This is a genomic window from Gilliamella sp. LMG 34362, assembly GCF_984569125.1.
Genome location: NZ_OZ474902.1, coordinates 944,172 through 965,358, shown reverse-complemented (window position 1 = coordinate 965,358; position 21,187 = coordinate 944,172). Strand labels below are relative to the sequence as shown.

The following is a 21,187-nucleotide window of genomic DNA, read 5'->3' as shown; positions in this document are numbered from 1 at the left end:
TACATTTAAATTAAGTCTACCTGCTACCAATCAGAAGATCTTTTTACAGTAAAAAATTTATTATTTTTTAACAAACAAATTAAAGCTAGCCAAACAAGATATTAGTCTTTAAAATGAACGACTCCGATAAATAATTGATAAAAATTAGAGATTTTGATCTATGCCTATATTTTATATTTTTATAGCAGTAATCGTTTTACTTGCTTTAGTTACTGTTTTTAAAACCATCACTATTGTTCCGCAAGGATACCAATATACTATCGAGCGTTTCGGTAAATACACTCATACCTTAGAACCGGGCTTAAATATTATTATTCCTTTTATGGATGGTGTGGGCCGTAAAATTAATATGATGGAACAAGTGCTTGATATCCCATCTCAAGAAGTTATTTCTAAAGATAATGCAAATGTACAAATTGACGCAGTTTGCTTTATACAAGTACAAGAAGCAGCAAGAGCAGCTTACCAAGTTAACCAACTTGAGCGTGCTGTTATTAATCTGATGATGACAAATATCCGTACAGTACTTGGTAGTATGGAACTAGATGAGATGTTATCACAACGTGACCATATTAACTCAAAACTACTTAGTATTGTCGATGATGCAACTAGCCCATGGGGAATAAAAATTACTCGTATTGAAATTCGTGACGTTCGACCACCGGCAGAACTAATTGCAGCCATGAATGCACAAATGAAAGCTGAACGTAATAAACGTGCGGAAATCCTTGAAGCGGAAGGTATCCGTCAAGCAGCTATTTTACGTTCTGAAGGTGAAAAACAGTCAGAAATTTTAAAAGCTGAAGGTGAAAAACAAGCAGCATTTTTACAAGCTGAAGCACGTGAACGTGCGGCCGAAGCAGAAGCTAAAGCAACACAAATGGTTTCGGACGCTATTGCAGCAGGTAATATTAATGCTATCAACTACTTTGTTGCGCAAAAATATACTGAAGCGTTACAACAAATCGGTGCTTCAGATAACAGTAAAGTTGTGATGATGCCGCTTGATGCTTCAAGTCTAATGGGTAGCATTGGTGGTATTGCCGAATTAATCAAAAATACTAAATAGACTAAGTTTAGCAAAATCATATCCCTAACTGATAATAAATTGGTTTGAGAGATGATTGGAAATATAATTTAATTAATAATAGGTAACAACCAATGACAGATTTTTTAATGGTTATTTATGATTCTCCTCACTGGGTATTTTTTGCTTTAGGCGGTATTTTGCTGATAGCTGAATTATTAGGAACTGGCGGATATGCACTTTGGAGTGGAATGGCAGCCATTATTGTTGGCTTAATTGCTTGGATTTTACCACTGTCTTGGCCTGTTTTATGGATTTTGTTTGCTATTTTTACGTTAATATCAGCTTATCTTTGGTGGGCTTGGTTAAAAAAACGCGATAATAACAAATCAAGTAAAGTTGAAATTAATCAACCACAACAAGAATTAATTGGCATTAGAACAATCGTTACCGAAGCCATTACTAATGGTTCAGGTCGAGTAAAAATCAAAGACGGCACATGGTCAGCAAAATGTAATCAAGATCTAGAAGTAGGTCATCCTGTTGAGGTTGTTGCAGTTGAGGGCATAATACTGAAAGTAAAAGCACTCAATAAATAAATTAATAATTAAATACGAGTCAATGACTCGTATTTTTTTGTTTATCATAAAAAATAATCAATCAGATAAACCGATTATTAAATATCTTCTATAGTAAAAATTCATGGTAATTATCATAATAAGATAATTACTGTTAATCCAGCTTCAATATAAAATTTAAAGTGCTTAAGTACTTATAACAGTAATTATCATTTTTACTAAAAACTAGTGTAAAAATAAGCCAATAAGAATGCTAACACTAATTCGATTATTTAGGATCAATACCAATAACTTTCCAATTATTATTTGATTCATCGGTAATCTTACCTTTCTTCACATCGGTAATATATTTAATGGTCATATTACGAATGGTACCTTCTTCATCACCTAATGCCGTGCGAGAATTCCAAATTGGCTCGACTCGGCGCCCTTCTAATGGACCACCTTTTTTCACCAGCATTTCATAACGATAAGCATTCATACCTAGTTTGAGTTTCATATCATCAGTAATAACTTTACCATTTAAAAGTGTTAGATTTTTAATTCGATTTCCTACTGGTTCACTTAAATCAATAATATATTTAACGCCACCAAACATATCATAAGTCATATATTTAGATGCGCCTCGTACTGAATCATATTGATAATTTTTATCCGTTGGTTGTACTTGAGCAAAATATGCCGCTGACCATTCCATATAATCTTTAAGATCCTTTCCGGTAACTTCAAAAATAGAGGTTTCACCAGCAGTATATTGATAATTGTTAGCAATATCTTTGCGAGCGATTGGCCCTTTATTTAATATCGCTTTTTTATTATCGACTAAAACAGCAGTCACATCCGCACCGCTATAATAAATTTGTACAGAATTAAGTAAATTAGTTAAACCACTTTCTTGCAAGTAAACCGCTGGTATACCATGTATTATCTCTTGTGGTACAAGATCTTGATCTGTTTCACCTATAACTTGATTAGAAATTTCTCTTAATTGTTGATGATAAGGCAAATAAATTTTTTCGATTTCAGGATCAGCTGGATAAGTTTTTACTGGTAATGTTTGCGATTTTTTTGCTTTTAACGTTTTTTTATTGCCATCAATATCAAATTTAAGATCAACCACCGATACTACTGTTCCATAGCGATGCGGTTCAGTAATAACAACATTATTAATAACTTTTTCACTAATATTTTGATGATTATGTCCGGCAATAATTATGTCAAGTTCGGATAATTGATTAGCAACATCGGCAACACCTGTACCAGGTTTATTGTTTTCATTATCTAATCCCATATGGGTAACTAAAACAATAGCATCAACTGATTGTTGTTTGAGATTCGCAATTTGTTTTTTTATTTCCGGTATTGGCATGGTAAATTCCATTTGATTTACATAACCAGTTTTATTCTCGTATTCTGGAACAAAAGGCGTAGTTGCACCAATAAAGCCAATCTTAATACCTTCTTTCTCAATAATGGTTGTGGCGGGTAAATAAGGTTTACCGGAATCTTTATAATAAATATTAGCCGCTAAAGATTGGCCTTTAAATTCAGAAGTGACTTTATCGACTATCGGCATACCAAAATTAAATTCATGATTGCCAAGTACCATAATGTCATAATGCATGGCATTTAATGCCGCAATAGCCGGATGATTTTGCACATTGTGAAATCGTTCAATTTGATTATCTTGAATAATATCACCAGCATCAACCACAATGACATTTTCATGTAGTGAACGGTACTCCTTTAAAAACGAAGATATCTGCGCATAAGAGCCTGAAGAGTCTGCTTTGTCAGTACCATAATCCCATGGTAACATTCGCCCATGCACATCTGACGTTGCTAAAATAGCAACATCAACTTCTTTTGCATTAACCTGAAATACACAACCTAATATGAATAAACCGCTTAACAAAGCACGTTTTTTGCTTACCAACATCCTTATCTCCTATCACTATTATGTAAAATTAATATCCTAATTAATTTAAATCATTTTTATAAAAACAGTCTATTATTCTAAATTATTATTTTTTCAATTAAAGCGTTTTTATAAAAAAATAAACTGCTTAATCAGTGATAAAAAATGCCTAACGATAGTGACTATTGTTAGGCAAAATAAGGAGTACGAAAGTTATTTTCATAAACAGACAGAATGTTACTTAAATTTAACATTCTGTTTACTGTTAATTAATGTGACATCGTAGTTTTAACGCCACCTTCAGGAATAGGCACATAAGCGGTTTCTTTATCAGTTCTTTGTTTATTATTACGCACTTTAAGTGCAGTTTTAATACCAAAGAAGATAATGCTATACACAACCACTAAGAACAAGATACTTAAACCAGCGTTAGTGTAGTTATTAATGACAATATGATGCATATTATCAATTTGTTGTGCTGTTAATTCGCTACCTTCGGCAATTCGACGGTTATACTCATTAGCTAAATAGAAGAATCCTTCTAAATTAGGATCATTACTAAATAGTTTAAGTGCTAATGCCCAAGTAGTACAAATCAATAACCAAACGGCAGGAATAATAGTCACCCAAACAAATTGAGCTCGTTTCATTTTAATTAATACAACTGTAGCTAATACTAATGCTACGGCTGCTAGCATTTGATTTGAAATACCAAATAATGGCCATAAGCTCTTAACACCACCTAATGGATCAACCACACCTTGGTAAAGTAGATATCCCCATAAACCAACACATCCTAAAGTACCAATAAAGCCAGCAATAAGTGAATCGGTTTTTTTCAAGAATGGTACAAAGTTACCTAATAAGTCTTGCAACATGAATCGTCCAGAACGAGTTCCTGCATCAAGCGCTGTTAGAATAAATAGTGCTTCAAATAAGATACCAAAGTGATACCAGAAGCCCATATTTGCGCCTGGAAGAATTTGATGGAACACATGCGCAATACCTACGGCTAAGGTTGGTGCACCACCGGCACGATTTAATACTGATGGTTCGCCAATATCTTTGGCTGTTTGTAAAATTTGCTCAGGTGAAATCACAAATCCCCACGAACTAACTGTAGCCGCAGCATGTGCTGTCACATCTTGTAGTTGAGACATTATCATCGCCGCATCGCCAGTACCTAATTTATGTAAATCAGGCATAGTTATTCCTAGCGCAGCTGGTGGAGTATTCATAGCAAAATATAAACCTGGCTCAATAATTGATGCAGCCACTAAAGCCATAATAGCCACGAAAGACTCCATTAACATAGCACCATAGCCGATAAAACGTGCATCTGTTTCATTAGCAAGTAATTTTGGTGTTGTACCTGATGAAATTAAAGCATGGAAACCAGAAACAGCACCACAAGCAATAGTAATAAATAAGAATGGAAATAAAGAACCTTTCCAAACAGGGCCTGTGCCATCAACATATTTAGTTACATCTGGCATTTTTAAATCAGGATTTAAAATAACAATACCAATAGCTAAACCAACGATTACACCAATTTTTAAGAAAGTGGCGAGGTAATCACGCGGTGCTAAAATTAACCATACAGGCAACATCGCAGAAACTAAGGCATAACCAACTAAAGTAAAAGTAATCGTGGTTGCTTTGAAAGTTAATGCAGGCCCCCAATATGGGTCATGAGCAATTACACCACCAAACCAGATAGATAAGATGAGTAATACAATACCAATTATTGAAACCTCTAAAACACGACCCGGTCGGAGGTATCGCATATAAATACCCATAAATAATGCGATTGGCACGGTAGAACAAACAGTAAATACGCCCCAAGGACTTTCAGCTAATGCGTTAACAACAATCAATGCCAATACAGCTAAAATAATTAGCATGATTAAGAAACAACCAAATAAGGCAATTGTTCCAGGAATTGGTCCCATTTCATCTTTTATCATTTCACCTAATGAAGCCCCTTTACGGCGTGATGATAAAAATAGCACCATAAAGTCTTGTACTGCACCAGCAAATACCACACCAGCCAATAACCATAGAGTACCCGGTAAATAACCTACTTGTGCTGCAAGTACAGGGCCTACAAGCGGTCCAGCACCGGCTATTGCCGCAAAATGGTGTCCAAATAAGACATATTTATTGGTTGGAACATAATTTAAACCATCATTATTGATAACTGCCGGCGTCGCTCGTGTCGGATCTAACTGCATTACTTTATTGGCGATATATAAACTATAATATCGATAAGCAACGAGATAAATGGACACTGCAGCAGCAACAATCCACAATGCACTAATATGTTCCCCTCGACGTAGTGCGATGACAGCTAAACAGCATGCACCAACGATAGCAAGAATAACCCAAGGTATATGCTTTAGTATTCTATTATTCATAATAATTCTCTTTATCGCTTTAAGATTAATATCATCTATTTTATTTTTAACTTAATTATATAGTTAAAAAGGTAGATAAAATTTATTGATATTAACTTCAAATTGTTTTTGAATTTGGTTGTATTGAATCATGAGATAAAGCTTACTTTATGCTCAAGGGTATAGTAATTTTTTAGTTAATTGAATGGTATAGGAAATTTAGTTACAGGTTGAAACGACTATATGAGTGGTTAAAAATGGTTGGTAAACGGTATCTCTATCGATGAAATAAACCCAGATAAAATGATTATAGTCCTAATATCTCTTTAAGCGATTTTAAATATCGACGACTCACAGGCACAGCAACATCATTATTTAAAATAATATCAACGCTACCTGCTTCATTAAAACGAATCTCTTTTAACTTTTTTAAATTAACTAAATATTGTCTATGGCAACGAATAAGCGAGGTTTTATCTTCTAACGTTTTTAGTGTCAGTTCAGTAAAATATTCATTATTATTTTGATTAAAAACATAAATACCACAGACTTTAGATGAAATATAAAAAACATCATCATTAGATAGTAAATAAATTCGATTATGACCAATACAAGGTATATATTTTAACTGTTGATCAATGCCTGATAATTGATTTATATCAGCTACAGGACATTTTTTGTGTAAGCGGCTTAATGTTTTATTTAGCCTATCTTGTTCAATAGGTTTTAATAGGTAATCAAAAGCTTGTTCTTCAAAGGCTTTTACAGCAAACTCACTATAAGCAGTTAAAAAAACAATATGAGGCATAGTTTGTGGATCAAGCATTGATAACATTTCAAGACCATTTATCTTCGGCATTTGAATATCAAGAAAAACAACATCAGGCGCTAACCGATGAATTTCACGTATAGCATCCATTGCATTATTACATTCTGCGACAATATTAATTTGGCTATCGTTGTCTAGCAAACAACGTAAATTTTCGCGAGCAAGTAATTCATCATCAACAATAATCACATTTAACATTAAACTACGACATCCTCTAGCAAAGGCAAAGATAACATTACATTTGTATATTCGTCTGGTTTACAGATTATCTTTATACCATAGTTTTCACCATAGCGGATCTTAATTCGTTTATCTACTAAATTAAGACCAAGCCCTTTATTATCTTTTTTATTTTCTCGATAATTACCTGCATTATCAATAACCTCTAAAATTAAAGTCTGATCATTTTCATAGGCTCTAATCGTTACTTCTCCTTGACTAATTAATTGTGATGTACCATGTTTAATGGCATTTTCCACAATTGGTTGTAATGAAAATGCTGGTAATTGCGCATATTCGAGTTGTTCAGGAATATCAAAATTTATACTTAACTGCTCCATAAAACGCATTTTTTCGATCTGTAGGTAAGCATTTACATGCTCTATTTCATCTCTTAACGTTACTATTTCATCAGTACGTTTTAAGTTTTTACGGAAAAAAGTTGATAAGTTTTGCACTAATTGCGATGCTTGTTCTTTATCACGCCTAATAATAGCCAGTAAAGTATTTAAGGCATTAAATAAGAAGTGAGGATTTACTTGGGCATGTAATAGTTTAATCTCAGTTTTAGACAATAACTGTTTGTAGTACTCATTTTGCCCGGCCAATATTTGCGCAGATAACAAGCTGGCAATACCTTCACCTAACGTTCTATTTATTGAGCTAAATAATGTATTTTTACCTTCATAAAGTTTAATAGTACCAACTACATTATCATTTTCACCACGCAGAGGAATAACCAAAGTTGCACCTAAACGACAATTTTTATTGATTGAACATTGATAAGGTTGATGTGTACCATCAAGATATTTAACATCATTTTGCTCAATTGCTTCTAAAGTAACATTTGAAGTAATTTGAGTACCAGGTAGATGATGATCGTCACCTACCCCAATAAAAGCAAGAATTTTTTCTCTATCTGTTATAGCTACAGCGCCAATATCTAATTGTTGATAAATAATTTCTGCAACTTTAGTACTATTTTCTTGATTGAAGCCTTCGCGCAATAGACCTTCAGTACTCACTGCGATTTTAAGAGCCTTGGCAGAAAAAGCCGATGTATAACGTTCAAAAATCGCCCGTCTATCTAGTAAAATTCGCATAAACATTGCAGCGCCAATACTATTAGCAACAATCATCGGTGCAGCAATACTACGCACTGCATGTAGAACAACATCAAAAGGTCTCGATATTAATAGTACTTGAATCATTTCTAATGATTCAACAAAAACACCTAATACTCCGACTAAAAATGGATTGTAGACTAAATCAATTCGACCTCTTTTCATTAAGGTATAGTGAAATAGCCCACTAATTAAACCTGTCAAGATAGTCGATAACATACAACTTTCAGCTGTAATACCACCTAATGTATAACGATGAATGCCGCCAGTTAAGCCAACTAAAAGCCCTACTACCGGACCACCAAGCAACCCTCCTAAAATAGCGCCAATAGCACGAGTATTCGCAATAGTATCTTCAATATGTAAACCAAAATAGCTACCCATAATGCAAAATAAAGAAAAAATAAAATAACAGACTAATTTATGAGGTAAATGGATGGTGACTTGCATTAAAGGAATAACAATTGGGGTTTTACTTAACAAATAAGCAATAACCAAATACACGCACATCTGCTGTAAAAGCTGTAGTACAAGATCAAACTCAAACATAACAATAACCACGGCACAAAACCGCCGACCAAAGTCGACGGAAAATGCTAACTTTAATTATCAAGTAAAGTAAATGTTTGCTTATCTTTAGTTGTAGAATCCGCACCTACAAACACATTAAATTTACCAGGTTCTGCAACATATTGCATTTTATCATTCCAGAATTTTAACATGTCATATTTGATAACAAATTTTACTTGACCTTTTTCATGCGGTTTAAGAGTAATAAATTCAAAACCAATTAACTCTTTTACCGGTCGGCTTACTGATGCTGTCACATCTTGCAAATAGAACTGCACCACTTGTGAACCTTCTCTTTCACCAGTATTTTCCACATTAGCAATAACTTCAATTTCCCCATTTGGTGACATTTCAGTTTTTGATAATGAAAAATCAATAGTAAAATCAGTATAACTTAAGCCAAAACCAAATGGAAATAAAGGCTCATTCGGGCTATCAAAGTAAGACGTTGTGTATTTACCCATATTAACTGTACCATGTGGTCGACCAGTTTTTAAATGGCTATAATAAACAGGGATCTGGCCAACATTATCTGGAAAAGACATAGGTAATTTAGCTGACGGATTATAATCACCAAACAGCACATCGGCCACAGCATTCCCGCCTTCAGTACCTAAAAACCACGTTTCAAGCATAGCATCAGCTTGCTGATATTCTTCTTTCACAGTAAGTGGACGGCCATTCATTAAAGCAATAATCAGTGGTTTACCAGTAGCTTTTAATGCTTTAATTAATCGTTTTTGACTAGCTTGAAGATCAAGATCGGTTCGACTTGATGATTCATGTGCCATGCCTTGTGCTTCGCCAACAAAAACCACAACAACATCTGATTTTTTAGCTTGAGCAACAGCTTCGGCTATCATCTTATTAGCTGGTCGTTTATCAAATTTGCTGCTTTCACCATATAAATTTAAAAATTTATCAAGGTTAGGATCATCCGAGAGATTCGCCCCCCATGCGTAACTCACTAATTTGGGATTTGCGATGGCATTTTTAATGCCTTGCAACGGCGTTACCGCTAAATTAGCACGTCCAGCACCTGACCAGCTACCTAAAATATCTCGTTTTGAATCAGCCAATGGTCCAATGACAGCTATTTTTTTATTTTTGTCTAACGGTAATAAATTATTTTCATTTTTTAATAATACAATACTACGACGAGCTACATCTCTGGCTTCAGTACGATGTAGGCGATCGTTAGCAAACATAGTTTCAATATCAAAATTAGGATCTAAATTTCGATGCGGATTTTTAAACAACCCCATATCATATTTAAGCTCTAACACATGGCGACAAGCTTGATTAATCAGATCTTCTGAGATTGCACCTTCATCAACCAATTCTGGTAAAAACTGTAAAAAGTATTCATCATTCATACTCACATCAATACCAGCTTTGATAGCAATACGTACTGCATCTTTAGCATCCTGTGCAACGCCGTGATTAATTAATTCACGGATAGCACCATGGTCACTAACAACTACTCCATCAAAGTGCCATTGGTTGCGTAATACATCAGTTAATAACCAATGATTAGCTGTAGCAGGAATACCATTTACACTAACCAGCGCAACCATAACCGCTCGGCTACCGGCATCAATAGCCGCTTTATAAGGCACAAGATATTCTTGAAACATTTTGCGTTCACTCATATCGGTGCTGTTATATTCGCGTCCTGCTTCTACCGCACCATAAAGTGCAAAATGTTTAACCGTTGTGACTAATGATTTTTTATCAGCCAAGGATTGCTTTTGCATTTTTTCAACAAAAATTCGCCCTGCTTCTGAAGCTAAATAAGGATCTTCACCAAATCCTTCGGAAACTCGTCCCCACCTAGGATCACGAGTAATATCCACCATTGGCGCCCAAGTAACATTAAGTCCATCAGATGTAGCTTCATCAGCAGAGACCTCAGCCACTTTAGCGAAAGCATTACGATCCCAAGTTGCAGCTATACCTAAATTAATTGGAAATACTGTACGATGCCCATGAACAATATCAAAACCAAAATAAACCGGAATTTGGTTTGGTGATCTTAAAGCTCTTTCCTGCATTCTGGATAGATCGGGTTCCACAACAGTATTAAAAATGCCACCTATTTCACCAGCTTCTATTTGATCAAGTACTTTGTCTAGGGTTAGATCACCGCCGACACTAATTAACCGCAATTGCCCCACTTTTTCTTTAATAGTCATTTTTGATAATAAGTTATCAATAAATACTTTCTTTTCTTCGTCATTGGGATTTTGTGCAAATAAAGGACATGAAAAAATAAAAAAAACAAAAAAGAAAACTAATTTTTTCAGCATAATAAGTATTGTTATAATATAAGAGGATAGACAAGCAAATAGAATAACGTATTTAGTCAAAAAAATCTCGTTATTTGAAATAATGCCTCACCAAAAATAAAAATAAAAGCACATATTATTAAAAATTTAGCCGCAAAAAAGTGCTTTCCTCAAATTTTTTAAAAGTTGATTCTGTGAATAAATGAAAACATATTGCCGAACAATTTTGTCAAAACAATGTCGGCAATAATAAAGATTAGAATGATTGATTAGTCGCGGAAATTAGTAAATTGAAATGGTTGACCTAACTCACCATTTTTAACTAGTGCCATAGTTGCTTGTAAATCATCACGTGATTTTCCAGTAACCCGAACTTGGTCACCTTGTACTTGTGCTTGGACTTTAATTTTACTATCTTTGATTAATTTAACTATTTTTTTAGCTAATTCTTTATCGATACCTTGTTTCAGCTTAACTGTAATACTATAAAACTTACCACTATGTTCCATCTCTTCCGGAATTTCTAGCGCACCACCATCAATACCACGCTTAGCTAACTTATCACGTAAAATATCCAGTAACTGTTGCACTTGGAAATCTGATTGGCTCGTCGCTTTGATAGTTTCATTTTTCTCATTAAGCTCAAATGATGCTTCCACATTTTTGAAATCCCAACGTGTTGCCAATTCTCGAGTCGCATTTTCGACCCCATTTTTGACTTCTGGCATTTGAATTTCTGATACAATATCAAAAGAAGGCATAAATTTTCCTCTTCTAATCGTTATAAGATATAACTCACTTTAAACAACTCATTTTATTGCTACCGTAACATTTACGGTAGCTTTAATAGATAGATTAATAAAATTAATCAATAGTACGAAGTAATTCGTTAATACCGACCTTACCTAACGTTTTAGCATCTACTTTTTTAACGATTACTGCACAATAAAGGCTGTATTTACCATCTTTAGTTGGTAAGTTACCTGATACCACCACAGAACCAGCCGGTACGCGACCATAGTGAACTTCACCAGTTGCACGATCATAAATTTTAGTACTTTGTCCAATAAATACACCCATTGAGATAACGCTGCCCTCTTCGACAATCACACCTTCAACAATTTCACTACGAGCACCGATAAAACAGTTATCTTCAATAATAGTTGGATTTGCTTGTAATGGCTCTAATACACCACCAATACCAACGCCACCAGATAAATGGACATTTTTACCAATTTGTGCACATGAACCTACAGTTACCCATGTATCAACCATAGTCCCTTCATCAACATAAGCACCGATGTTGACGTAAGAAGGCATTAATACTGTATTGCGAGCTACATAAGCGCCTTTACGTGCAATTGCTGATGGAACTACGCGGAAACCTTCTTGTTGGAAACGCGCTTCATCATAATCAGCAAATTTTAACGGTACTTTGTCATAATAATTAGTTGCGCCACCATCAATAAGTTGATTTTCATTAATACGGAATGAAAGCAACACTGCTTTTTTTAACCATTGATGAGTTACCCAATCGCCATTAATCTTTTCTGCGACACGCATTTTACCGCTGTCTAATAAAGCGATACATTGATTAATCGCATCACGTGTCACTGTATCAACATTTGAAGGGGTAATTTCAGCACGACGTTCAAATGCTGCCTCAATAATAGTTTGTAATTGTTGCATTTCTCGTTTCCTTTAACTTAAAGTCCGTTAGCAAATTTAATTGGCCTAACAGTATAATATAATATGCCACTATTTTTAAGTGGTTTATCTTATCATTAAGATCTCTCAAAAAAAGTTAATTATTTGGAATACCTTTCACAAAATCTTAGTAAAAGTTAATACCGTGATTTTATTTGGATATAAAGTTTAATTCTCATTAAATTTCTCAATAAAAAATAATGCAAAACAGCGGATTTTCTTTATTAGAGCTTTTATTAGTTATCAGCATTAGTGCTATTTTGGCCACAATTGGTGTACAACATTGGAAAGAATTACAACTGCGTAATGAACTAACAACCACCACAAAACAGCTTGCCTATTTTTTAGAAGAGGCTCAAGCAAGAGCTTACAACACTAATGAAAACTATCACGTATATTATTTTTTTAAGCCTTGGTGCATAAGTATTGGCAAGGGCGAAAAACCAACCTCTTGCCAAGAAGGCACCGCCTATTTTATGAAGCCTAATAATTCTGTTGAATTGAGTGATTTAACTGATAAAAAAACCATCTCCTTTTGGGGCCGGAAAAATATGGCACAAACGGGGACAATCGAATTACACAACGCCATTGGTACCACGCAAATTATCATTTCTTATCGAGGGCGGATCCGATTTTGTAAGAAAAATAGTTATTTACCCGGACTACCGCGATGCTAAAACAAAATGGATTTTCATTATTTGAAATAATGTTAAGTATTGCATTTTCCAGTTTAATATTTATAGGTATCACCTCATTCTATAGTAAATTACAATCGATATTGTTGGAAAAAAATTTGCATATTCATTTAGAAAAAAATATTCATCAAGGTTTAGTGAGTATAACAAAAGATCTAAAACGTGCTGGATTTATTGCCAATAGTCCCGAAAAAATGAAACAATATCCAATTGAAATCAATACTTCAAACAATTGTTATATTTTCCGTTATGATAGTGAAATTCGCAATGATTGGATTTATGATCGTAATGCGCCAAGTAAATCAGACATCTTTGCTTATCGTTTCTACAAAAATAATTTGGAATATAAAGTAGGTTCAATAAGTTGTGAGGGTGTAAATTGGGAGAAAATATTCGATCCACATGACATTAAAATAACGCAATTTTTAATAAAACAGCAAAACAACTATTTTGTAATAAATATTAGAGCTCAATTAAAGAAAAACAAAAAAATAACCTATCAAACGGTAACCATTATCAAAAATGAAAATCCATTTTAATAAAAAAACAACGCAAGCCGAAGGTTTTAGCTCGTTAATAATGGTAATTATCTTAACCATTGTCGGCCTCATTTTATTAACCGGTTTTCAGGCTCTAGTTAATTCATTAAAAAAAACCTATTTGATTGAGATTCAACATTATCGTCAGTTTAATCAAGCAAGCTCAAGTTTAAATTGGGCAAAAACACAAGTATGGCAACCACCGAGTGAGCAATGGCAATGTTTATTAGATAATCAATATCAATTCAAGGCTTGCATCAAAAAATCACGATTAAAAATCGATAACTATACTCTACTGAGAGCTCAAGCTGATGACTATTATCTTTATATGTTAACGTATTTTGCTGATAATCACTTGATTATTGAAAAAGGCCATTGGCTAGATTATTGTCCAGAAAAAAGGCTCGTTGATTGTGAATAGAAAAAACATAGCCGGATTTAGCTTAATTGAAGTCATGATATCATGCTTAATGTTTGCTATCATTATGCTAGGTTTTAGTGGTTATTTAACCGCAATCATTAGTCAACACCACTATTTCCAAAAACAGTTTAAAGCGGAGCAAATCGCCTTTGCTTTACTTGATAGTTATCCTCATAATTTACAGCAAATCATACCAAATAATTGGCAATATCAAGTTTATAGCCAACCTTATGGTAGGTCTTGTCAGATGGTTTTTGTTAGCGTCACCCCTATTCATCACAAAACGATTAAACAACAACGTTTTTTATGTGATTAATATTCATGTCCAAAAATAAATCGCGCTTTTTATTTTCAATTCTTTTATTCCACGCCACGGCAATATCCCATCCCGTTTGCGTTAATTCTAATGAAATAAGTTTTACCCCCCTAGGTAAAAAATGACGAACACTAGCTGGCACAAAAGCAATATCTAGTTCACCTTGCATTAACAGATTTATTTGCTCACTAGAAGGTAGTTGTTTAGTCACAATATGACATTCAGGGGATCCATCAGAAAAAGTCCGAATCCATTTAGGAACCTGTTGAAAACAAGAGATACCAAAACCAATTGATAAGCATTCATTCGCTTTTTTCTTAATATTATCGGCAAATAACAGGAATTTCTGATGTTGTTGCAGTAGTTTTTTAGCTTCGGGATATAACGCATTGCCTATTGCAGTCAATGTTGCTCCATTCCGACCACGGATAAACAGTTTTTGATCGATGACTCGTTCAAAAGATTGAATTTGTTTAGTTAACGCTGGTTGTGTTATGAATAGCCGGTGCATATTGTGTCGGCATTGGTAATGCTGAACTGATCCAACATGGTGCGCAAACCGCAATTGCTAATTTTTCTAAAGTCAAAGTTATGAACCAAAACAACAATGATATTCGTATCTGGTTAGATAATGAACATAAATTGATTTATAATAAATAAATCACACCATAAAGAATAAAAGAAATACGTATTGGCTAATACTGCTTATACTATGACTATTCATGTTGGTTGATTGAATTTACCAAACAACCAATCTTATTTTTTAGTGTTATTGCTTATTAAATCATGCAATCTTTAGTTTCAATTAAAAAATAAAAATCAGTAACCATCAATTAAGCAATTGCTGTACTGATTAATTTTATTGTTGAAATAATTATAATCAGTCAGCTAACCAATGATATAAATGTTGCAATACTTGCTCTGTTTTTTCAGCATGAACATTATGACCAGCGCCTTCTACAATATCAATTTGTGCATTGGGAAATTGATTAAATATAGCTGGATAATTTTCATCACTGATATAGCTTGAATTACCACCGCCAATAAATAATGTTGGTATGTCACAGGGTGAAATAGTTTGCCAATCACAAATATTGGCATACTGATTAATAATTACATCAGCATTAAATAGCCAACGCTCATGTTTAAAGGATTTGAGCAAAAATAAAACCATTGGTTCATTTAATCCATGTTGTCGCATAACTTCAGCAATTTTCTTTCTATCGACTAATTGTTGTTCAATGCATTGTGCCAATGCTTTTATGACCGGAGTATTAATTGTTTGAGTATATTTAACTGGCGCAATATCAATTGCACAAATGTTGCTAATCAGTTGTGGAATAAGTTGGCTCAATTGTAAAGCAACTTTGCCACCCATTGAATGACCAATTAAGATTAAGTTTTGTAATTGCAAATCATGACAGAGTTCCGCGATATCTTCCGCCATAGTTTGATAGTTCATGATATTTGACCATGGCGATTGGCCATGATTACGTAAATCAACTTGTATAGTTTGATAATTTGCAACGAGGTCTTTAGCTAACATGTTTAAGTTATCTAAACTACCAAATAGACCATGCATTAATAAAATCGGTTGTTTATTGCCTTGTAATTTATAATTTAATTTCATGTTTTAACTCTTTATTTATTGTAACTGACTTCAATAGTCAGTCAATGATGAACAATTCAATAACCCCTAAAAGCATAACTATGATAGAATTTAGTCTAAATTTTTCAATTAATATTAAACCATATGTTTCAAAATAACCCATTACTCACCCAACTTAAACAAGAATTTGCAGAACAAAAACCTCATGTTGAAGGTATCGTCCGAGCACACGAAAAAGGATTTGGTTTTTTAGATGTTGATAATAAAACAAATTATTTTATTCCTGTTGCCAAAATGAAGCAGCTTTGCCATGGAGATAAAGTATCGGGAACCATCATCAGCAATAATGATAAAGAGTCATTTGAACCTGAAATATTAATTGAAAGTAGCTTACAAAAATTTATTGGTAAAATCGGCTTTTTAGATCGCGCTATGGTGATTTATCCTGAAAATATGCCAACTAAGTTTGCCATACGTTGTCAAGTTAACACCGAAGTTAAGCAAAAATTAACCGAAGGTGATTGGGTTGTCGCAACATTACAATCGCATCCATTGCAAAAAGATAAACAACAATTTCTTGCTCAAGTAACACAATTTATCGCAAGTTCTGATTCAATTTATCAATTATGGTTGAAAACCTTAGCTCGTTACCAATTAGAGGATAATGCCCCCCAAGCTGAATCATTAATCATTTCTGAAAGTGAACAACAAAATCGACAAGATTTAACCAATGTGTCGTTTTTCACTATTGATAATAAAAATACCGAAGATATGGATGATGCGATTGCTATTTGCCAAGATGAAATGGGTAATTATAACTTAATGATAGCCATTGCAGATCCTACGGCCTATATTTTACCTGATAGTGAGCTGGATAATATTGCCAAAGTTCGTAATTTTACAACTTATCTGCCCGATTTTAATATTCCAATGTTACCTAAACAATTGGCTGATGACCTATGCTCATTAAAAGCCAATCAAAAACGTCCAGCAATGGTATGTAAAATTCACCTAGATAAAACGGGACAATTTACTGCTGATGATATCCATTTTACCTCGGCTTGGATTGAATCCAAAGCTAAGCTTTGTTATAACAATGTTTCTAATTTCCTTGAAAATCAAAGTGATTTAAATTTTGCTAACACAGAAATTAAAACCCAATTGAAATTGTTAGCTGATCTAGCAAAAGTTCGTATCAATTGGCGACAACAAAATGCGTTAATTTTTAAAGCAAATAATGATTATCGGTTTGTACTTGATGATAATCGCCAAGTGCAAACAATCCTCAAAGAAGAACGCGGCATCGCCAATAATATCGTTGAAGAAATGATGATTATTGCTAATTTAGCTTTGACCTTATATTTAACTGAAAAGATTGGTATCGGCGTCTTTAATACTCATTCAGGCTTTGATAGTAAGTACATTGAACAGATTTTAAAAATATTAGTTGATAATGGCATTTATGATTTTGATAAAGAGTCACTAACTTCATTTGAAGGATATATTAGATTACGCCGATTAATTGATAATAACGATTTTCTATCAACTAAGTTGCGTAAATTCCAAAGTCCTGCTGATTTTTCGATAACGCCACAACCTCACTATGGTTTGGGCTTTTCGGCCTATGCCACTTGGACTTCACCAATTCGCAAGTATGGTGATATGATAAACCATCGTTTACTTAAGGCTTCGCTTAAAGAGCAACCATTCATTGTGCCAACTTCTGAGCAATTAGAAAGTATGTCTGATCGTCGAAAAAAATTACGTTTAGCTGAACGTGATATCGCCGAAAATCTTTATAGCCAATACTTAACCAATAAACAAGGAAAACGCTTTAATGCTGAAATAATTGATATTAACCGAGGTGGTGCTCGAGTCCGATTGACCGAGATAGGGGCATTCGCATTTTTACCTCTCTCCATGATTCATAACGTTCGTGATGAAATAACCTTAAATCTTGATGAGGGTTCAATTAAAATTAAAGATGAGCTTGTACTTAAACTAGCTGATACAATATCAGTTGTACTCCAACAGGTTAAAACTGAAAACAACTCGATTATTGTAAAAATCGATGAAAATAAATAAAGATTATCTTGTCAATTTAACCTTTTTCACACTAATTATTTACCCCTGATAATAATCAGGGTTAATCTAAATACAATTAATAATATTTTTAACATTTAACCTCTTTTTTTTATTAAAAATATCTGCTATCTTTCACCGCTTAAAAAATAATAATTAGAGCGAGATAAACCGCAATCTAGGAGAGGAAAATGATATCAATTCACGGTCATGAAGTACTACAGATGATGGATGGGAACAATTATACCGAATCATCTTTACTTAATGCTATCCATGAAAAATTTGGTACCGAAGCTAGATTTCATACCTGTTCTAACTCCGATATGAATGCCGAGCAGCTTATTGCTTTTTTAAAAGCAAAAGGAAAATTTAAGCCAGCTTTAACCGATGATTCACAATTTACTGTCGATATTAAAAAAATATGCCGACATTAAACAAAATCGGCAAACGAATATTTAGTGCGTTTTTTACTAAATTAATGTAATCATCTAGTGTTTTTAAAAGAATAAGAGTATATAATTTCGCGTTACGACTTCACTACAAAGTGTTAAGTTTCTCAACCTGAAATTTCAACTCAAGAATATGTTCATGGAATTTGATATATGAAAATAAGTAATATCCTTACATGTGCCATTGTCTTTATTCTTGCTACAGGCTGTGTAAAAAACAATATGTCTAAAACAAAAAATAATGGCAAAAATATTGAAGTCGATCCGTTAACAATACTAAAAGAACAAACGGAACAAAATAACCCGTTTGTATCTAATGCCAAAAATCAATTACTTCAATTAGTTGGCGATAAACAATTTGACAGTTATATAAAAAAACAAGGTATTTTAGACTGTAAAGATGATAGTAACGAATCATCCTGTGTGTTAAATTTTTATCTTAACGAATTTTATAAGTTAAAATATGATATACAACTCAAAAAAGTGATTGAAGAAAATCAAGCCGAACATAAAATTGAGTTAAAAAAAATTAATCCAACCAACAATAATCTAAACAATTACTGTCAATGGTCAGCTGATTTTGTTGCTGCAGTTTACAGCAAAGATACCGAAAATATAACCAATCGCTATCAACCATTATTTAGAATGTCAGAACAAGATTTGGCTGCATTAAAAACTAAAATTCTCAAAGATAATTACTCTCATTTTTTAATAGATGAAAACCCAAGTATTCTTGACGAAATGAAAACTGATTATCTTGAAAATTGTTTAAGTAGCCCTAAAGACAATATTATCAATTACATTAATATTTTTAGATAATACTTAAGTGAGTCTTTTTTATGTACAATTTATTACCTATTAGTCGATTTAGTAAAACACTAACTTGCAAGATGTTATGCATAGCATCAATATCTTGTTTGAGTTTTTCTTCATGGGCTTTTACTTTTAATGATGTAGTGACAAAAGCAGAAAAATTATCAAAAAAGTCTTATGTCCAACCATCTAAAAACATTCCTAGTGAGCTATCTTCACTGCAATTTGCTGATTATCAAAAAATTTCTTTTAAACATGATAAAGCTTATTGGAATGATCGCAAAAGTCGCTTTAAACTAGAGTTTTATCATGAAGGTATGTATTTTGACATGCCGGTTAAAATTAACGAAATTGTCAATAACCAAGTTAATGAAATTAAATACGATCCAGATTATTTCGACTTGAGTCAACTTCATTTAGATAATTTAAATACTAAAAATCTTGGTTTTGCCGGTTTTAAAGTTCATTATCCAATTAACAAACCAACAAAAACCGATGATGAAATATTTACTGCTCTTGGTGGTAGTTACTTCCGTGCTGTTGGTAAAGATCAACGATATGGCCTTTCCGCTCGAGGTCTTGCTATCGACACCGGTGAAATGTCAGGAGAGGAATTTCCTCGCTTCAAAGAATATTGGATTGAACGTCCAGAACCAAATCAAAAGCATTTAGTCATTTATGCATTACTTGACTCTCAAAGTGTTACTGGAGCTTATAAAATCACCCTAGTACCAAGTATCGATACCACCGTTACGGTTGAAGCTAAAGTATTCTTCCGTAATTCAGTTAAAAAATTGGGTATTGCGCCATTAACTAGTATGTTCTTATATGGCCCAAATCAGCCATCACCACTACTTAATTATCGTCCAGCAATGCATGACTCAAACGGGTTATCTATTTTGGCTAATAATAATGAGTGGATCTGGCGTCCCTTAAACAATCCTAAACGTTTATCTTTTTCATCATATAGTTTAGAAAATCCTAAAGGTTTTGGTCTAATCCAACGAGATAAAGGGTTTGATGACTATCAAGATTTAGATGACCATTACGAACTAAGACCAAGCGTTTGGGTTGAAATCTTAAATGATTGGCAAAAAGGGCGAGTTGAACTTGTCGAAATTCCAACAGCAGATGAAACCAATGATAATATTGTTTCTTTCTGGGTTCCTGAAAAGCAATATAAAGGCGGTGATCAACTTACTTTTAAATATCGACTACATTACACTTTAAACGAACAAAATCGTTATCCGGCTAACGTCGCTAGAGCAGAAAGTACTCGTTTATCGCTAGGTGATATCAAGCAAGCCAATTTAATACGTAAACTTGATGGTTCTAATGCATATGTTATTGATTTTACTGGACCTCAGTTATCTGATAAAAATCCTGTTAAAGTTATTTCAAGTATTAATAACGGCTCAATTGTAAGTTGTGATTCCCAATACAATTCAGTAACTAAAGGTTGGCGTGTTATTATTCGATTCAACGTTGAAGATAACAAAAAAGCAACCGATCTGCGTGTTCAACTCGCTTCTCAAACAGGCGAAGTTCTGTCCGAGACGTGGAGTGGGCAATACCCTGCTCAATAATTATAATAATCAGCCAATAAT

The 21,187-nt window shown here is 33.6% G+C and carries 19 protein-coding genes; 10 read left to right on the top strand and 9 right to left on the bottom strand.

Annotation, left to right across the window (positions count from 1 at the left end; translation table 11 throughout):
* Positions 1 to 160: 160 nt before the first annotated feature.
* The gene (locus AC5LWZ_RS04535) at positions 161 to 1,069 is read left to right on the top strand and encodes an SPFH domain-containing protein (RefSeq protein WP_086359750.1); all 909 of its coding nucleotides are present in this window, start codon (positions 161 to 163) and stop codon (positions 1,067 to 1,069) included.
* Between the two features lie 92 nt (positions 1,070 to 1,161).
* Positions 1,162 to 1,626 (top strand): NfeD family protein, encoded by a 465-nt coding sequence (locus tag AC5LWZ_RS04530; RefSeq protein WP_198221897.1) that lies wholly within the window; start codon positions 1,162 to 1,164, stop codon positions 1,624 to 1,626.
* 247 nt (positions 1,627 to 1,873) lie between these two features.
* On the opposite strand, the gene AC5LWZ_RS04525 is transcribed toward AC5LWZ_RS04530, so the two are convergent.
* The 7 genes from AC5LWZ_RS04525 to dapD form a co-directional block, all read right to left on the bottom strand.
* Entirely contained in the window at positions 1,874 to 3,544 is a 1,671-nt protein-coding gene (locus AC5LWZ_RS04525; protein ID WP_493464047.1) for a bifunctional metallophosphatase/5'-nucleotidase, read from the bottom strand.
* 248 nt (positions 3,545 to 3,792) lie between these two features.
* On the bottom strand, positions 3,793 to 5,940 hold the full coding sequence (locus AC5LWZ_RS04520; RefSeq protein WP_232350062.1) for a carbon starvation CstA family protein: 2,148 nt from the start codon (positions 5,938 to 5,940) through the stop codon (positions 3,793 to 3,795).
* Between the two features lie 286 nt (positions 5,941 to 6,226).
* Positions 6,227 to 6,946 carry a two-component system response regulator BtsR gene (gene btsR / locus AC5LWZ_RS04515; protein WP_110448330.1) on the bottom strand — a complete coding sequence of 240 codons (720 nt, stop codon included), beginning with the start codon at positions 6,944 to 6,946 and terminating at the stop codon, positions 6,227 to 6,229.
* Positions 6,946 to 8,640 (bottom strand): sensor histidine kinase, encoded by a 1,695-nt coding sequence (locus AC5LWZ_RS04510; RefSeq protein ID WP_294892395.1) that lies wholly within the window; start codon positions 8,638 to 8,640, stop codon positions 6,946 to 6,948. The genes btsR and AC5LWZ_RS04510 overlap by 1 nt, the downstream gene beginning before the upstream one ends.
* A 53-nt stretch (positions 8,641 to 8,693) precedes the next feature.
* Entirely contained in the window at positions 8,694 to 10,970 is a 2,277-nt protein-coding gene (bglX, locus tag AC5LWZ_RS04505; RefSeq protein ID WP_198199143.1) for a beta-glucosidase BglX, read from the bottom strand.
* Positions 10,971 to 11,218: 248 nt separating this feature from the next.
* Positions 11,219 to 11,710, bottom strand: a complete 492-nt coding sequence (locus tag AC5LWZ_RS04500) for a YajQ family cyclic di-GMP-binding protein (protein ID WP_110448333.1) — start codon at positions 11,708 to 11,710, stop codon at positions 11,219 to 11,221.
* 103 nt (positions 11,711 to 11,813) lie between these two features.
* Positions 11,814 to 12,638, bottom strand: coding sequence for a 2,3,4,5-tetrahydropyridine-2,6-dicarboxylate N-succinyltransferase (gene dapD / locus AC5LWZ_RS04495; RefSeq protein ID WP_065563367.1), 825 nt, complete (start codon positions 12,636 to 12,638; stop codon positions 11,814 to 11,816).
* A gap of 218 nt (positions 12,639 to 12,856) precedes the next feature.
* Here dapD and AC5LWZ_RS04490 point away from each other — a divergent pair, with 218 nt between their 5' ends.
* The 4 genes from AC5LWZ_RS04490 to AC5LWZ_RS04475 are packed head-to-tail and all read left to right on the top strand — an operon-like array spanning position 12,857 to position 14,627.
* A complete protein-coding gene (locus AC5LWZ_RS04490) occupies positions 12,857 to 13,333 on the top strand; it encodes a prepilin-type N-terminal cleavage/methylation domain-containing protein (RefSeq protein WP_294892397.1) in 477 nt (158 codons plus the stop codon).
* A complete protein-coding gene (locus tag AC5LWZ_RS04485; RefSeq protein ID WP_493464046.1) occupies positions 13,327 to 13,890 on the top strand; it encodes a prepilin peptidase-dependent protein in 564 nt (187 codons plus the stop codon). Before AC5LWZ_RS04490 ends, AC5LWZ_RS04485 begins: the two co-directional genes overlap by 7 nt.
* Positions 13,874 to 14,311, top strand: coding sequence for a DUF2509 family protein (locus AC5LWZ_RS04480; protein WP_294892399.1), 438 nt, complete (start codon positions 13,874 to 13,876; stop codon positions 14,309 to 14,311). Before AC5LWZ_RS04485 ends, AC5LWZ_RS04480 begins: the two co-directional genes overlap by 17 nt.
* Positions 14,304 to 14,627 carry a type IV pilus modification PilV family protein gene (locus AC5LWZ_RS04475; RefSeq protein ID WP_198246939.1) on the top strand — a complete coding sequence of 108 codons (324 nt, stop codon included), beginning with the start codon at positions 14,304 to 14,306 and terminating at the stop codon, positions 14,625 to 14,627. Before AC5LWZ_RS04480 ends, AC5LWZ_RS04475 begins: the two co-directional genes overlap by 8 nt.
* Here AC5LWZ_RS04475 and AC5LWZ_RS04470 read toward each other — a convergent pair.
* Both AC5LWZ_RS04470 and AC5LWZ_RS04465 read right to left on the bottom strand, forming a co-directional pair.
* Entirely contained in the window at positions 14,599 to 15,138 is a 540-nt protein-coding gene (locus AC5LWZ_RS04470) for a LysR family transcriptional regulator (protein ID WP_493464045.1), read from the bottom strand. The genes AC5LWZ_RS04475 and AC5LWZ_RS04470 overlap by 29 nt on opposite strands.
* A 369-nt stretch (positions 15,139 to 15,507) precedes the next feature.
* Positions 15,508 to 16,257: an alpha/beta fold hydrolase gene (locus AC5LWZ_RS04465; protein WP_493464044.1), complete on the bottom strand. Its 750-nt coding sequence runs from the start codon at positions 16,255 to 16,257 to the stop codon at positions 15,508 to 15,510.
* A 123-nt stretch (positions 16,258 to 16,380) separates the two neighbouring features.
* Here AC5LWZ_RS04465 and AC5LWZ_RS04460 point away from each other — a divergent pair, with 123 nt between their 5' ends.
* The 4 genes from AC5LWZ_RS04460 to AC5LWZ_RS04445 all read left to right on the top strand — a co-directional run bounded on the left by AC5LWZ_RS04460 (position 16,381) and on the right by AC5LWZ_RS04445 (position 21,166).
* Positions 16,381 to 18,321, top strand: coding sequence for an exoribonuclease II (locus AC5LWZ_RS04460; RefSeq protein ID WP_493464043.1), 1,941 nt, complete (start codon positions 16,381 to 16,383; stop codon positions 18,319 to 18,321).
* Positions 18,322 to 18,509: 188 nt separating this feature from the next.
* On the top strand, positions 18,510 to 18,752 hold the full coding sequence (locus AC5LWZ_RS04455) for a YecH family metal-binding protein (protein ID WP_110448341.1): 243 nt from the start codon (positions 18,510 to 18,512) through the stop codon (positions 18,750 to 18,752).
* Between the two features lie 168 nt (positions 18,753 to 18,920).
* On the top strand, positions 18,921 to 19,586 hold the full coding sequence (locus AC5LWZ_RS04450; RefSeq protein ID WP_493464042.1) for a hypothetical protein: 666 nt from the start codon (positions 18,921 to 18,923) through the stop codon (positions 19,584 to 19,586).
* A gap of 20 nt (positions 19,587 to 19,606) precedes the next feature.
* Positions 19,607 to 21,166: a glucan biosynthesis protein G gene (locus AC5LWZ_RS04445; RefSeq protein WP_232354812.1), complete on the top strand. Its 1,560-nt coding sequence runs from the start codon at positions 19,607 to 19,609 to the stop codon at positions 21,164 to 21,166.
* The last annotated feature ends 21 nt before the right edge of the window (positions 21,167 to 21,187 follow it).